The sequence below is a fragment of the Frateuria sp. GZRe14 genome (assembly GCF_051900395.1).
GTDB classification, from domain to species: domain Bacteria; phylum Pseudomonadota; class Gammaproteobacteria; order Xanthomonadales; family Rhodanobacteraceae; genus Frateuria_A; species Frateuria_A edaphi.
Map to the genome: position 1 here is coordinate 2,138,590 of NZ_JBHZGJ010000001.1, position 14,787 is coordinate 2,153,376.

13 protein-coding genes and 1 tRNA gene are annotated in these 14,787 nt (G+C 66.6%); 5 read left to right on the plus strand and 9 right to left on the minus strand.

The window, feature by feature from the left end:
- Nucleotides 1-100 precede the first annotated feature (100 nt).
- Entirely contained in the window at nt 101-718 is a 618-nt protein-coding gene (locus ACFWZ1_RS09775; protein WP_231320289.1) for a phosphatase PAP2 family protein, read from the plus strand.
- 18 nt (nt 719-736) lie between these two features.
- Here ACFWZ1_RS09775 and rnk read toward each other — a convergent pair whose 3' ends face one another.
- Nucleotides 737-1,144, minus strand: a complete 408-nt coding sequence (rnk, locus tag ACFWZ1_RS09780) for a nucleoside diphosphate kinase regulator (protein ID WP_231320290.1) — start codon at nt 1,142-1,144, stop codon at nt 737-739.
- A gap of 173 nt (nt 1,145-1,317) precedes the next feature.
- Here rnk and ACFWZ1_RS09785 point away from each other — a divergent pair, with 173 nt between their 5' ends.
- The 3 genes from ACFWZ1_RS09785 to ACFWZ1_RS09795 all read left to right on the plus strand — a co-directional run bounded on the left by ACFWZ1_RS09785 (nt 1,318) and on the right by ACFWZ1_RS09795 (nt 5,486).
- Nucleotides 1,318-2,763 (plus strand): MFS transporter, encoded by a 1,446-nt coding sequence (locus ACFWZ1_RS09785; RefSeq protein WP_439666278.1) that lies wholly within the window; start codon nt 1,318-1,320, stop codon nt 2,761-2,763.
- 61 nt (nt 2,764-2,824) lie between these two features.
- The gene (nhaD, locus tag ACFWZ1_RS09790; protein WP_439666279.1) at nt 2,825-4,207 is read left to right on the plus strand and encodes a sodium:proton antiporter NhaD; all 1,383 of its coding nucleotides are present in this window, start codon (nt 2,825-2,827) and stop codon (nt 4,205-4,207) included.
- Nucleotides 4,208-4,289: 82 nt separating this feature from the next.
- Complete coding sequence (locus ACFWZ1_RS09795; RefSeq protein ID WP_439666280.1) at nt 4,290-5,486, plus strand: cation:proton antiporter; 1,197 nt, start codon at nt 4,290-4,292, stop codon at nt 5,484-5,486.
- Here ACFWZ1_RS09795 and ACFWZ1_RS09800 read toward each other — a convergent pair.
- Both ACFWZ1_RS09800 and ACFWZ1_RS09805 read right to left on the minus strand, forming a co-directional pair.
- Complete coding sequence (locus ACFWZ1_RS09800) at nt 5,464-5,676, minus strand: hypothetical protein (protein WP_231320297.1); 213 nt, start codon at nt 5,674-5,676, stop codon at nt 5,464-5,466. The genes ACFWZ1_RS09795 and ACFWZ1_RS09800 overlap by 23 nt on opposite strands.
- Nucleotides 5,677-6,159: 483 nt before the next feature.
- A complete protein-coding gene (locus ACFWZ1_RS09805) occupies nt 6,160-6,981 on the minus strand; it encodes a Crp/Fnr family transcriptional regulator (RefSeq protein WP_439666281.1) in 822 nt (273 codons plus the stop codon).
- Between the two features lie 258 nt (nt 6,982-7,239).
- On the opposite strand from ACFWZ1_RS09805, the gene ACFWZ1_RS09810 reads away from it, so the two are divergent.
- On the plus strand, nt 7,240-9,444 hold the full coding sequence (locus ACFWZ1_RS09810; RefSeq protein WP_439666282.1) for a histidine kinase dimerization/phosphoacceptor domain -containing protein: 2,205 nt from the start codon (nt 7,240-7,242) through the stop codon (nt 9,442-9,444).
- A gap of 376 nt (nt 9,445-9,820) precedes the next feature.
- On the opposite strand, the gene ACFWZ1_RS09815 is transcribed toward ACFWZ1_RS09810, so the two are convergent.
- From ACFWZ1_RS09815 to lolA, 6 genes are all read right to left on the minus strand, one after another.
- A tRNA-Ser gene (locus tag ACFWZ1_RS09815) sits at nt 9,821-9,910 on the minus strand.
- Nucleotides 9,911-9,939: 29 nt separating this feature from the next.
- On the minus strand, nt 9,940-11,220 hold the full coding sequence (gene serS, locus ACFWZ1_RS09820; RefSeq protein ID WP_439666283.1) for a serine--tRNA ligase: 1,281 nt from the start codon (nt 11,218-11,220) through the stop codon (nt 9,940-9,942).
- Between the two features lie 111 nt (nt 11,221-11,331).
- Nucleotides 11,332-11,907: a hypothetical protein gene (locus ACFWZ1_RS09825; protein WP_231320306.1), complete on the minus strand. Its 576-nt coding sequence runs from the start codon at nt 11,905-11,907 to the stop codon at nt 11,332-11,334.
- A gap of 92 nt (nt 11,908-11,999) precedes the next feature.
- The gene (locus ACFWZ1_RS09830; RefSeq protein WP_231320307.1) at nt 12,000-13,319 is read right to left on the minus strand and encodes a replication-associated recombination protein A; all 1,320 of its coding nucleotides are present in this window, start codon (nt 13,317-13,319) and stop codon (nt 12,000-12,002) included.
- 55 nt (nt 13,320-13,374) lie between these two features.
- Nucleotides 13,375-14,046, minus strand: coding sequence for a YoaK family protein (locus ACFWZ1_RS09835; RefSeq protein ID WP_439666284.1), 672 nt, complete (start codon nt 14,044-14,046; stop codon nt 13,375-13,377).
- 7 nt (nt 14,047-14,053) lie between these two features.
- The gene (lolA, locus tag ACFWZ1_RS09840) at nt 14,054-14,716 is read right to left on the minus strand and encodes an outer membrane lipoprotein chaperone LolA (RefSeq protein WP_439666285.1); all 663 of its coding nucleotides are present in this window, start codon (nt 14,714-14,716) and stop codon (nt 14,054-14,056) included.
- Nucleotides 14,717-14,787 lie beyond the last annotated feature (71 nt).

Sequence of the window (14,787 nt, forward strand, 5' to 3'; positions counted from 1 at the left end):
ACACGCCCGTATGTGCGGCAGGCCGTCGCTAAGGGAACCGAAAGCGCGCGGCGCTAGCGTGCCGGTGCCGGTGGCCTCTTGCCGCCGCGGGAGGTGGGCCGTGCGTCCTTTCCAGTGGTTTGCCTGCGTGCTTTTCCTGGCCTCGGGGCCTGTTTTTGCCAGCGGCGGCCCGCTCGGCATCGACCACCGCCTGCACTACGACAACAGCGGCATCTGGAAGCGCAGCAACCAGAAGGCGCTGTTGTACGGCAGCATCGTCACCATCGGCGCCGGCGCCATCGCCTTCGGCGACGACGACAAGCTCGGCGACACCTTCTGGCGCTCGGTCGACGCCATGGTCATCAGCGGCGTAGGCACGCAGGCATTGAAGTACACCTTCCGTCGCGAGCGTCCTTCGCAGACGGACGATCCGAACCGCTTCTTCAAGCACGGCCAGAGCTTCCCAAGTGGCGAGGTGGCTGCACTCTCCGCCGCCGTCACGCCCTTCATCGCCAATTACGGCGACGAACACCCGGCGGTCTATGCGCTGGCCCTGCTCCCGGCCTATGACGCCGTCGCGCGCATGAAGGTGCACGCGCATTGGCAGAGCGACGTGCTGGTCGGCGCACTGATCGGCACCGGGGTTGGCCTGTGGGCGACCCGGCGCGACTCGCCGCTGGTCGTGGGCTGGCTACCCGGCGGTTTCAGCGTGGGCTACGTGCACCACTTCAAACCATGAGGGTGGATCGGCCTGCGCTCAGCGATGCAGGTGGCCGGAGGCCTCGGGCTGGTAGTCCACTTCCATGACGCGCAGGTGCCGGGGCCGCCCGCCCGGCATCGGCCAGTCGATCTCCTGGCCGCGCGCCAGTCCCAGCAAGGCACTGCCAACGGGGGCGAGGATCGACACCGTGCCGGGCTTGCCCGCGGCGCCGGGATACACCAGCGACATGGTGATGCGTTCGCCGGTGCCCTCTTCGCTGAAGGTCACCGTGGAGTTCATGGTGACCACGTCGGCAGGCATCTGCGCCGGCTCGCGCACTTCCGCCCGTTCCAGCTCCGACCGCAGCGACGCGTGCTTCTGCGCCTCGCCGGCTGGCAGGCGATCGAGCAGATTCTCGATGCGTTCGACATCCAGGCGGGACAGGACGATGGCAGGCCGGCTCATGGGATTCTCCACGGGAAAAGCCGGCGGTCATGCCGGCGCGCTTTCAGACAGGGATGCGCGCAAGGCGCAGGTTCCAAGTGGAATCTGGTGACGACGGCACAAAAAGGCAAGCCCGTCACGGACCCGCGATCGTGCACGCATCAGAGGCAGCCGGGCCCGTATCATGCGCCCCCATGCCGAACGATGCCGTCACGCCCGCCCCTCCCCTGCACGCGGGCGAGCCGGTCGAAGAATCCTCGCGCGAACGGTTTCGCGGCCTGATCTGGTTGGTCTCGGCGGCCTTCTTCATGCAGGCGCTGGATTCGACCATCGTCAATACCGCCGTGCCCGCCATGGCCAATGCCCTGGGCGTCACCCCGCTGGGCATGCGAAGCGCGCTTACCAGCTACGTGCTGACCCTGGCGATCCTGATCCCGGCCAGTCCGTGGCTGTGCGACCGCTTCGGCACGCGCAAGGTCTTTGGCGCCGCCATTGCGGTGTTCGGCGTGGGCTCGCTGTTCTGCGGCGTCGCGCAGACGTTGCCCCAATTGGTGGCCGCGCGCGTCATGCAGGGCGTCGGCGGTGCGGCGTTGATGCCGGTGGGCCGCTACGTGCTCGTGCGCAGCATCGCCAAGCACGAGTTCGTGGCGGTGATGAGCACGGTGGCTACCTTCGGCCTGCTCGGTTCGGTGCTGGGGCCCCTGCTGGGCGGCGCGCTGGTGGAGTTCACGTCCTGGCGGCTGATCTTCCTGATCAACGTGCCGGTGGGCATCTGCGGCCTGTGGATGAACAAGCAGGACATGCCCGAGTACCGGATGCGCCATGCCAACCGCTTCGACCTGCTCGGGTTTCTGCTGTTCGCGGCCGCTTCGGCACTGCTGCTGACGGCCTCGGAGCTGGTCGGCGGCGAGCACGTGGCCTGGGCGCGCATCGTCGAATGCACGGCGCTGGCGCTGCTGATCGGCGTGATCTACGTCTGGCACAGCCGGCGCACGGCGTTCCCGGTGGCCGACCTGTCGTTGTTGAAGGTGCGCAGCGTATGGGTGGCGCTGGCCGGCAACCTGTTCACCCGGCTGGGCATCTCCGGCATGTTCCTGCTGCTGGTGTTGTTCCTGCAGGTCGGCTGCGGCTGGTCGGCGCTGATGGCGGGCCTGATGATGGTGCCGCAGGCGTTGGGTTCGATCAGCGCCAAGTGGATCGTCAATCGCGCGCTGGCGCGGCTGGGCTATCGCCGCCTGCTGATCGGCAACACGTTGATCGTGGCGATGCTGCTGGCCTCGTTCGCTACCTTCGGCCGTGACACGCCGGCGTGGTTGATCGCGGCGATGGTGTTCCTCTACGGCAGCTTCGGCGGCCTGCAGTACACGGCGATGAACACGCTGATTTATCACGACCTGGACATCAAGCACGCCTCGATGGCGTCGTCGATGGCATCCACCGCGCAATACCTGTCGATGAGCTTCGGCATTGCGCTGGCCACGCTCCTGATGGAGTCGCTATTGCAGGGCCACGCACACTCCGATTACGTGGCCGCGTTCCGATGGACGGTCCTGATCCTGGCGGTGGTCACGGCCTCGGCCAGCCGGGTGTTCAGCCGTCTTCGGGCCGACCGTCCGGCACGCAGGGAACTGCCCGCCTGAGGCGCGGTCGACGAGCACGCGCCTGATAGGCTTGACCGGCGTTCCCAAGGAAAGCGATCCAATGCGTTCGACATTGTTCCTCGCCACGCTGGGCGGGGTCTTCCCCGTCTCGGCCGTCGCCGCCGAATCCGGCGCGAATTTCCATCTGACCGGCCATCCGGTCGGCTGGCTGGCGCTGGCGCTGTTCGTGCTCGCCTATGTGGCGGTGGTGCTGGAGGAACGCATCCAGATCGCCAAGTCCAAGCCGGTGATGCTGGCCGCGGCGCTGATCTGGGGCCTCATCGCCTGGGAAACGCGCGATGACGGCGGCGGCTCGGTTGCCGCACGCGATGCCTTTCAGGCGATGTTCCTGGAGTACGCGGAAATCTTCTTTTTCCTGGTAGTTGCGATGACCTACGTCACCGCGATGGGCGAGCGCAACGTGTTCGAAGCGCTGCGCGCGCAGTTGACGCGCCGGCGGCTGGGTTACCGCGCGCTGTTCTGGATCACCGGCACCATCGCGTTCTTCCTGTCGCCCGTGCTGGACAACCTGACTACCGCGCTGGTGATGTCGGCGGTGGTGTTGGCGGTGGGCGGCGGACAGGCGCGTTTTGCCACGCTTTCGCTGATCAACCTGGTGGTCGCGGCCAACGCCGGTGGCGCGTGGAGCGCGTTCGGCGACATCACCACGCTGATGGTGTGGCAGGCGCACAAGGCCGAATTCTTCGATTTCTTCCGCCTCTTCCCGCCCGCGCTGGTCAACTGGCTGGTGCCGGCGGTCGCGATGCATTTCGCGTTGCCGAAAGGATTACCGGAATCCCTGCCCGGTCGCGTGCGCGTCAAACCCGGCGGCGTTGGCATCTGCCTCACTTTCGCCCTGACCATCGCGATCACCGTGATGGGCAGGCAATGGCTCGGGATGCCAGCGGCGTACGGCATGCTCACGGGACTGGCGTTGCTCAACCTGCTCGCTTCGCGCATCGATCGCAGCCAGCGTCGATATGCGCTGGCGCAAGGCGTGGAAGAGGAGCCGTACTCGATCTTCCGCATCATCGCCAACGCTGAATGGGACACGCTGCTGTTCTTCTACGGCGTGTTCGGCTGCGTCGGCGGGCTGGCCGCGCTGGGCTACCTGGAACTGGCTTCGCACACGCTCTACGGCTCGCTCGGCGCGACCCTGGCCAACACCGCCATGGGCGTGCTCTCGGCGGTGATCGACAACATCCCGATCATGTACGCGGTGCTGCAGATGGACCCGCCGATGGACGCGTCGCAATGGCTGCTGATCACCCTTACCGCCGGCGTGGGCGGCAGCCTGCTCTCGGTCGGCTCGGCCGCCGGCGTGGCGTTGATGGGAGCTTCCGGCGGCCGTTACACCTTCATGAGCCACCTGCGCTGGAGCTGGGCGATCGCGCTCGGCTACGGGGCGAGCATCGCCCTTCACCTTGCGCTCAACGGCACGTAAAACCCCGTAGGGGGCGCACCCTGTGCGCGACCGTCATGCGCCGGTCGCCGCCTGTCACATGCAATCGCCACCAAGGAACTCCATGCACCACGCCAGCGACATCCTGCTCACCCTGTTCCTGGTCTTCGTCGCCGCCCAGATCGGCGCCGAGATCGCCCAGCGACTCAGGCTTCCGGGCGTGGTGGGCGAGATCGCGGCCGGCTGCGTGATCGGACCTTCCCTGCTCGGCTGGATCAGTCCGGACCAGATCCTGCCCGGCACGCCGCTGGACGTGCTGGCCGAAATCGGTGTCGTGCTGTTGTTGTTTTCCGTCGGACTGGAAACGCGACTGGACGACCTGAAGAAAGTCGGCAAGGTCGCCTTCCTGGTCGGATTGCTGGGCGTGCTGGTTCCTTTCGCCATGGGCGGGGTATGGGCGCACGGCAGCGGCTTTCCCTGGGGCAAGTCGCTGTTCATCGCCGCCGCCTTCGTCGCCACCTCCGCAGGCATTACCGCGCGCGTACTGCAGGAACTGGGTGCGCTGCAGCGCGTCGAAAGCAAGGTCATCCTGGGCGCCGCGGTGATCGACGACATTCTGGCCATGCTGCTGCTCGGCGTGGTGGTGTCACTGCAGGGCGGCCAGGGCTTCGAGCCGGTCAAGCTGCTGGTGGTGCTGGGCAGCGCGGTCGGCTTCATCGTGCTCGTCGGGCTTGGCGGCGCGCGCGTGATGCGCTGGAACTCCGGGTGGCTGGAGAAACCGCATAGCGCCCACTCGCCGCTGGCGATCGTGCTGGCGATCTGCCTGGGCCTGGCTTGGCTCTCTACCCTGCTGGGCCTGGCGGCGATCATCGGCGCCTTCCTCGCCGGCATGATCGCCTCGGAGACGCACCAACAGCATACGCTGGAGAAACAGACCCAACCGCTGCTGGCGTTGCTCACGCCGTTCTTCTTCGTCATCACCGGCAGCAAGATCGACCTGGCCCAGCTGGCCAGCGCCGAGGCCATGGGGATGCTGGCGATCGTCACCGTGATCGCGATCGTTTCCAAGCTCGTTGGCGGCTGGCTCGGCTCGCTGGCGTTGGGCCGACGCGCCGCGACCATCGTCGGCTTCGGGATGGTGCCGCGCGGCGAGGTAGGTGTGGTGGTGGCGAGCCTCGGCCTCGCGGCGGGCGTGTTCAGCGACCGCATCTACGCGGTGATCGTGGCCATGTCGCTGCTCACCGCAATGGTCACGCCGCCGGTGCTGGCGTGGCTGTTGAAGCGCTACCCGGCGGCGGTCAACCCGTCCGGAGCCGAATGATCGGGCGGTGCCGGGCAAGCACCTGCTGGATCCGCTCGATGCAGGCCTGTCGTAGCCGGACGGCCTTCTCCGCATCCGAGTCGTCCAGGCGTTCTGCCCGCACCCGGTCGCGATGCTCGATCTCGAGAGCCAAAAGGCGATGCGCCTGCGCCAACCTTTCCTGGATCTTCTCGTCAATGGCCATGGTCATGACACCGAGCGGCCCGCGGGAGGGCCATGCTACGCCGTATTTGTGACAGGAAGCGGTCGCCGCCGCGGGCGATGGCTTGTCGGCAACCGCTGACGCCTGGCCGGCGTGCACTGTCTCCGATTGGCGCGAAGTATGAGGGGCCACCCTATTGGTCGCCGTAGGGGAAATCTGATCCTGCTGTGGGCGTAGGCAGCCGCCGGGGCCTTCGGCGATCTCCGGATCACGCCAGCACGGCCGAGACCGAACATGCGAGCCAGCCAAGAACCAGGGCAAGGAACACGAGGATCGCCAGCACGCCCATCAGGTCGAAAAGTTCTTCGATTCGCATGCGTGGACCCGAGCTGGAAGACGCCGGCAGCTTGCCGCAGATTTCTTGCTCGGCGATGACAAAGGCGACGCGTTCGACGACCGCGGGCCTGCTGACCGCGAGACACGCCCGCTTTCCGTCGCAGCCCCCTTCCCCCGTGGGAAGGCCAGATGCCATCAACCAGGCATGCGCGACCCGGGCTGCAGGTCGCCGGCACTTGCCTTGATCGCGTCGCTCTCTTCCTCCCCTGGATACACCCCGCGCAGTACGTCGTCGAAGTGCGACCGGACCGCCCGGTTGCAGCCGCAGGCGATGCGGTCGAGCCCACCGGCCTCGGTGACGCGCACGCCACCGCGGCGGGTTTCCAGGATGCCGCGGTCCTTCAGCTGCTTGATCACGCGGCTGATGTAGCTGCGCCCGACACCGAGCATGGACGCAAGTTGCTCCTGCGTGAGAGGCACATCGTGGTCACCCGTGCGATCAAGCGCTGCGACCAGCCATTTTGCCGTCCGCTGTTCGATCGAGTGGGCCGCATTGCAGGCCACGGACTGGAACACCTGGGCCATGAGGCAGTCCGCGTACCGGGCGAACAGATGACGCAGGCTCGTCGACCGGCTCTTGGCCTGTTCGAGCTCCAGTGCGCCCATCCTGAGCAACGGGCCGGGAAATTGCACCACGGTGCGCGAATAGGCGGGCAGCCGACCCTGGCTGACGATGCCACCCACCGCCCCCTCCCGGCCCACCAGCGCGGTTTCGATGCCGCGACCGTCTTCCAGCAAAACCATGAAGGAGATCAGCGTCGGACCGCAAGGGAAGTAGACGTGCCGCACCTGATCGCCGGGCTCGAAGAGCACGCGACCCACCTCCACTCGCTGGGGCTCCAGGTGGGGCTGGAGCAAGACAAGATCGTCCTGGTGCAGCGCACGCAGCAGATTGTTCGGCGGTGCGATCTCGCTCGTCTCGCCGGGTGATTGCGCACGCTCGTATTGGCTAGCCATAAACCCCCTGATGGCCGTGACTGTGCACACGACGAGAGGGCCGTTTGCCCACGGTCTTATGACGTTATCTCAAGGCGCTGCAGGTAATTTTCGCGTGAGTACCTCGTCAGCTCTATGTCCACAATTGGACATACTTCCGGGCGCAACTCACCTAGAGTCGGGGAGCACTCTCACGCCACGCCCGTCGTTGAACGCACCAGGCGAAGCGTACGCCCGCAACCCACGCCGCAAACGCCAAGCGGCCTTACTGGCCAGCCCATGGGTTATTCCCCCGAGGAACACCACCACAACCTGTTCGACCGGGAGCTCATCCATGTTCCCGCAGCGATACAGCCACACGGCGCCCTGCTCTGGCTCGACGGCCTGGGCGTGGTTACGCAGCTTGCCGGCGACACATCGCGGGCTGTCGGCGTGGCACCCGAAGCTTTGCTTGGGCAATCCGTCGACGCGCTGATCGACAGCAAGGGCTTCGGGCTTGCACAGATCATGGAAAGGCTCGACCCGCGGCTGCAGGGCTACGTGGTCAAGTGGCATCCCGAGCCCCCGGGAAACGGTGCTTGGGATATCACGGCGCACCCCAATCGCGAGGGAGCCATCATCGAATTCGAGCCAGCGGCGACGCCACCCGCCGAGGCCGCCGACAGCATGTCGCAACTGGCGCGCGCCATTGCCTCGCTGGATCTGCCGGGGGAAACGGATGAACTCTTCGGCACCATGGCCGCCGAGGTGCGCCGGCTCTCCGGCTACGATCGCGTCCTCGTCTACCGGTTCCTGGACGACGAAGCCGGCGAGGTGGTCGGCGAGTCTCGCTCCGACGCGCTCCCTTCCCTGCTCAACCACCGCTTCCAGGGCTCCGAGATTCCAGGCGAGGCCCGCGGGCTCTATCTCAGGAACCGGTTCAGGATCATCCCTGATGCGAACTACGTACCTGCCCCCCTGCGAACGTCGGGGTTCCAGGGAGCGCAAACGCTCGATATCAGCGATTGCTCCCTGCGCAGCGCGCCGCCGATACATCTGCAGTACCTGAGGAACATGGGCGCGGCATCGTCGATGTCCATCTCGATAGTGGTGAAGAACGAACTCTGGGGCCTGGTCGCCTGCCATCACAGCACGCCCAGGCACATGGCCTATGAGATGCGCGAAGCTTGCCGGCACCTGGCGCGGGTGTTTTCCCACCAGATCGAGGCACGCGAAGAAGCCCGTCACCAGCGCCAGAGCACCAGCCTGCGACATCTCAGGACGGCCTGGCTCGACGATATGCGCGTGGCGCTCGAGAGGGACCGTCCGTTGGAACTCGATCTGGCCCGGCTGGCCGGGATGGTTCCGTGCGACGGGGTCGCGCTGGTATCGGCCGGGCGGACCGAGCTACGCGGACAGACACCGGGCGAAACGGAAACCGCGGCACTCGCCCAATGGCTGGAGGAGCGGCTGCGCCATGAAGCGTTCGCCACCCACCAGCTGCCGGGCGAGCTTGCCGCGGCGGCGGCCTATGCGACGGAAGCGAGCGGCGTGCTTGCAACGTCGATCGACGCGCCCGATCCGATCGTGCTGTTGTGGTTCCGCGCCGAGGAAATCTTCCCTGTCAGGTGGGCGGGAAGCTCGCACGAATTTTACGACGACGGGCCGGCCGAGCCGACGCCACGGACCTCTTTCGCCACCTGGACAGAGACCGTCCGCCAGACGGCTCGCAGCTGGTCGCGGGCCGAAGTCAACGCCGCGCGCCAGCTGGGGCGCTCATTGACCGCCCTGTTCCAGCAACAGGCGCTCCGGGAGCTCAACCGTCGACTGCGCGACACGCTGGCCGAACAACAGTCGTTGGTTGCTCAGAAGAACGTGTTGATGCAGGAAGTACATCACCGGGTACAGAACAGCCTGCAGATCGTGAACTCCATGCTTCAGTTGCAGGCGCGCCAGACCAGCGATCGCAAAGTGCGCGGGCAGTTCGAGGGCGCCGTGAATCGGTTGATGGCAGTGAGCGCCGTGCACCGGCACCTGTGGCGATCCAGCGACGCGCAGAATGTTCGTCTGGGACCGTATCTCAAGGAGCTCTGCGCCGATCTCATGTTCTCGTGGGGCGATGGCTGGTCTGGCCGCGTCGCGGTCGAAGCCACGGACGCGGCCATTCCAAGCCAGACTGCCGTCACCCTTGCACTGCTGGTCACCGAACTGCTGACCAATGCGGCCAAGTACGCCTATGCCGGTTCGCCCGGTCCCGTCGAAGTACGGGCTGATAGCGCAGGCGACGGACTGCGGCTCGTGGTCAGGGATCACGGCCTTGGCATGCGCGGCAAGGTCCAGGGCGGTGGGCTTGGTTCGAAGCTCATCCGGATTTTCACCGCCCAGCTTGGCGGTCATGCGGAAACCCTGACCGGCGAAAGCGGCACGACCGTGACGATTACGGTGCCGCTGAAAAGGAATGCATGCGCGCAACGCGATGCCACGTCCCTGGAGACGCCGGTGTAGCGGGATGTGCCATCTGCATCGGACTTGAGCGAACCGTTGCGAAGGAAACAAAGACATGCGTTCTGCGGGTTTCCCGACCCAGCCAAAAAGATCGAGGATGCCAGGGTACGTCCCGGTGCAGACCCCCGCACCGGATCGCCATGCGGCGAGAATCCCGTTTGCGGATACCTTGCGGCGGCAGTGCACGCACGCCTGGAAGATTGGCCGATCTTCTCCCCGTCCTGGCCGGCCTGGCGTTCTCGAAACCACCAGTCTGGCGCCGAGATGTCGGGCGGAATTGGTCAGCCGTTGCCCGCCGCCCCAGCGGGCGTGATCGGCGGCGGTGGACCTCCCCGCGTGGATCGAATCAGGCGGCGCGGTGTCCCGTCCCGGAATATGGCGGAGAGAGTGGGATTCGAACCCACGGAAGGTTTGACCCTTCGCCGGTTTTCAAGACCGGTGCCTTAAACCGCTCGGCCATCTCTCCGTTTGACTCGGGCCTGCGCTCGGGTCGCGTCAGGCGAGGCGATCGAGGCCCCGCAGGTAGGGCTTGAGTGCGTCGGGTACGGTAATCGAACCGTCCGCGTTCTGGTAGTTCTCCATGACCGCGATCAGGGTGCGTCCGATAGCGAGACCGGAACCGTTCAAGGTATGGACGAGCTCGGGCTTGCCGGTTTCCTGGTTGCGCACGCGCGCCTGCAGGCGACGGGCCTGGAAATCCTCGCAGTTGGAGCAGCTGGAGATTTCCCTGTAGGTGTTCTGGCTGGGCAGCCACACTTCCAGGTCGTAGGTCTTGGCGGCGGTGAAACCCATGTCCCCACTGCACAGAAGCATCTTGCGGTACGGCAAGCCAAGCTTCTGCAGCACGGCTTCGGCGTGTCCCACCATTTCTTCCAGCTGCGCGTGCGACTGGTCGGGACGGGCGACCTGCACCATCTCGACCTTTTCGAACTGATGCTGGCGGATCATGCCGCGGGTGTCGCGGCCATAGCTGCCAGCCTCGGCGCGGAAGCACGGCGTGTGCGCGGTCATGCGCAGCGGCAGCGCCTCGACATCCTGGATGGTGTCGCGCACCAGGTTGGTCAGCGGCACTTCGGCGGTGGGAATCAGGTAACGCCGTGTCTCGCCGACGTCGGTGGCGAACAGGTCTTCCTCGAACTTGGGCAACTGGCCGGTGCCCTGCATGCTGTCGGCATTGACGATCACCGGCACGTTGCATTCGAGGTAGCCGTGCTCGCCCGTGTGCAGGTCGAGCATGAACTGCCCCAGCGCGCGGTGCAGGTGGGCCAGTTGGCCGCGCAGCACGGTGAAGCGGGCGCCGGAGAGCTTGGCTCCGGCGTCGCCGTCGAGCCAGCCGTGGCGCTCGCCCAGTTCGACGTGGTCCTTGACGGGGAAGTCGAAACTCCGCGGCTGGCCCCAGCGGCTGATCTCGACGTTGTCGCGCTCGTCCTTGCCGACCGGCACCGATTCGTGCGGAATGTTGGGGATGCCCAGCGCGATGCCGGCGAGCTTGCACTGCACCTCGCCCAGCGCCTGCTCGTTGGCCTTGAGCCGGTCGCCGATGCCGGCGACCTCGGCCATCAGCGGCGCGACGTCCTCGCCCTTGGCCTTGGCCTGCCCGATGGCCTTGGAACGGGTGTTGCGCAGGTTCTGCAACTCCTGCGTCTCGGTGGACAGGCGCTTGCGCTCGGCCTCCAGGGCTTCGACGGCGGCAACGTCCAGGTCGAAACCACGGGTTTGCTTGAGGCGCGCGGCCGTGTCGGCCAGGCGCGAGCGCAGGAGGGCGGGGTCCAGCATGGGGGCGTTCCGTCGAAGTGCTTGAACCGTCGATTATCGCCGTGGGGGCCACGCGCTAGCAAACGCGTGGTCGCCTCCGGAAACCTGCAGGAGCCCGCAAGGAAACCAGGTTCAGGCGGGTCGGCGTTCGCGTCGGCCAAGCCACCAGGCCATCGCGGCACCGGCGAGCAGCCAGCCGATCACCTGCTCGATCAGCGCCGCCGCCGTGAAGCTGGCCGGAAAGCGGTACCAGTTCCAGTAGGGCACCATGGTGCTCATCCAGGCGAACACCGCTACCGCGCCGGCCAGGCCAAGGCGCCGACCGAATCCCAGACCGGTCACGCTCATCAGGCTCGCCAGCACGAGCGCCGCCAACGTATCGCCCGCCCACTGCGTGGCCAACTGCGGCCCCATGCGGGTCATGTCCTCGCCTTGCGGCAGATAGACCACCCAGGCATACGGCGCCGCGCTGGCCTTGGCGCCGTATGCCTTGACGGCGGCCTCGTCACCCATGGCGTCAGGGTCGAGCCAGGGAAGGATGTAGACACCCGGTTCGTTGCCCAGCCCTTCGTGCAGACTGGATAGCACCACGTCCTCGTGGGCCGGCGGGCGTATGCCTGGATTGCCGAGCCCCAGCGCCATGTGCGCCACGGCGCCCCAGATGAACATCACGATGCCGCCGATCAGCGCCGCGATCAGGATACGCATGATGCTTCCCTCCCCGGTTGGTGGGCCGACTCTAGGCAGGCGGCACGCCGCGGATCAAGCGCCGCCGATGTTTGGGCCGGCGTTTGAAGCCACTACTTGCGCGCCTGGCGACGGGCCTCGCGCAGAGCCAGCAATTTCTCGCGCAGCTTCTGCTCCAGTCCGCGGTCGACCGGTTCGTAGAACACCGCGCCATCGAGGGCGTCGGGCAGGCACTGCTGCCCCAGCGCGATGCCGCCGCTGGCATCGTGGTCGTACTGGTAGCCCTTGCCGTAACCCAGCCCTTTCATCAGCTTGGTGGGTGCGTTGCGCAGGTGCATCGGGACTTCGAGCGTGCCGGAGTCGCGCACGGCGGCGCGGGCCTTGTTGTAGGCCATGTAGGCGGCGTTGCTCTTCGGTGCGATGGCCAGCCAGATGGCCAGTTGCGCCAGGCCCAGTTCGCCCTCGGGGCTGCCCAGTCGCTCGTAGGTATCCCAGGCGTCCAGCGCCATGCGCCAAGCGCGCGGCTCGGCCAGGCCGACGTCCTCGACCGCCATGCGGGTCATGCGGCGCGCCAGGTAGAGCGGATCGCACCCGCCATCGAGCATGCGGCACAGCCAGTACACCGCGGCGTCCGGATCGGAGGAGCGCACCGATTTGTGCAGCGCGGAAATCTGGTCGTAGAACTGTTCGCCGCCCTTGTCGAAACGTCGCGTGCGATCGGCCAGTACCTGGGTCAGGGTGGATTCGTCGATGCGCCCTTCGTGGGCCAGTTCCGCGGCGATTTCCAGCAGCGTGAGCGCGCGGCGCACATCGCCGTCGGCCGCCTGCGCGATCAGCTTCAGCGACTCGGCTTCGATTTGCAGGTGCAGCCGGCCCAGGCCGCGTTCCTCGTCGGCCAGCGCCCGTTCGAGCGCCGCCACGATGGCGTCCGCCGACACCGCCTCCAGCACGTGCACGCGGCAGCGTGACAGGAGCGCGGAATTGAGCTCGAACGACGGATTCTCCGTGGTGGCGCCGACGAATACGATCACGCCGCGCTCGATGTGCGGCAGGAAGGCATCCTGCTGGGCCTTGTTGAAGCGGTGCACCTCGTCCACGAACAGCACCGTGCGCCTGCCCTGGGCGAAGTTCGCTTCCGCCTCGGCCAAGGCCTTGCGTACGTCCGGCAAGCCGGAAAGCACCGCCGAGATGGCGCGGAAGTCGGCATCGGCGTAGCGCGCCACCAGCAGCGCCAGCGTGGTTTTGCCACAGCCCGGCGGGCCCCACAGCACCATCGAATGCACCTTGCCCGCCTCCAGCGCGCGGCGCAGCGGCGATTCATTGGCGGTCAGCCGCGGCTGGCCGACGATCTCATCGAAACTTTGCGGACGCATGCGTTCGGCAAGCGGCTTGAGCGCATCGGAATCGGGAAACAGGGAGGCGGTCTCGGGCATCGGCGGATGATACCGCCCGCCGCGTTGCGGGCGCTGACAGCTGCCGGGCGCGCGCCTACGGGGTTGTCGTGCGCTGGCGGTAGAGGCTGTAGAGCGTGCCGCACAGGCCGGTCAACACCGCCGGTATCAACAGACTGCGCTCGCGCAGGTGGTCAAACAGGAGCGCGCCTACGACGCCCCCCAACAGAAAGCTGCCGATCACCAGCAGGCAGACGCGCACGCGCAAGGTATCCACCTCCAGCCCACGCAAACGATGCCCGAGGTAGATCCCAAGGTCGGTGAACATGCCCGAGACGTGGGTGGTGCGGAACACGGCGCCACTGTAGGCACTGACCATGCCGTTCTGCAGACCGCAGGCCATCGAGGCCAGCCACAGGCCGATCGACCATTCGCGCTGGAGCAGTGGCACGGCGGCGAACAGCAGCAGCGATTCGAGCAGCAGTGCCACGCCATAGGGACGTCCTAGCTTGAGCGTGCTTTTCTGCACGATCGCGCCACTGGCCATCGCGCCGAACACGAAGGCCAGCAGCGACAAGGCCCAATGAAACGCCTCGCCGCGGTCGCCGGCGCCCAAGGAGATGCCAAGCAGCGTCGTCGAGCCGGTCAGGTTGCTGATCGACTGGTGGCGGAACCCCATGTAGCCCGCGGCATTGATCAGGCCCGCGATGAAAGCGAGCACCCCACCGCCAACCCACGCCCAGCGCGGCAGCTGGCGCAGCACGGGCATGACCGGATCAGTCCTTCAGCGGATGGGTGGTCATGACCGGCAGGTCGCCGATCACGTCGGCGCCCGGAGGCGGGGTGAAGTTGAAGGTCGAGGGCGACAGGTCGACGTTGCGTTGCCAGTCGGAAAAGCGGATGTCGGTAACCGCGCCGAGCTGGTCGCGGAACATCATGCGCTTGAGGCCTTGCGCGTCGAAACCGAGGTCCGCGTAGTCGAACTGCGGATCCTTGGCCCTGGAGCTCAGGCGCAGCCAGACCAGGCCATCACGCTCGCCCCGCTCGGCCACGCTGAAATCCTTGTCGAGCTGCTTGAGGTCCGTGATGACGGTGAGCGGACTGTGCGCTTCCTCGGTGCTCTGGACGCGCACCGTGACCTGTTCCAGCTCCGGGTCGTACAACCACACGCGGCTGCCGTCCGCCACGATGGTCTGCTTGTACGGCTCGAGCGTGTCCCAGCGGAACTGGCGCGGAGCCTCCAGCGCGAGCGTGCCGGAGCTGGTCTTTGCGCCCTGCCCGCTGGCATCGGCGAGGGTCTGGGTGAAGTGGCCCTTGAGCGAATGCAGGTCGGTCGCAAAAGCGTCCAGGCGCTGGCGCGCGGGGCCCGTGGTGGCATGGGCCAGGCTCGCCAGGGAAAACGCGAGCGAGGCGAGGAGGATGAGGACTAGGCGGTTCATGGAAACCCTGTTCCTGGAACGTGCGGGAAAGTTTGGGTAGCCGCGGCTTAATCGCGGCACAAGCGGATTGT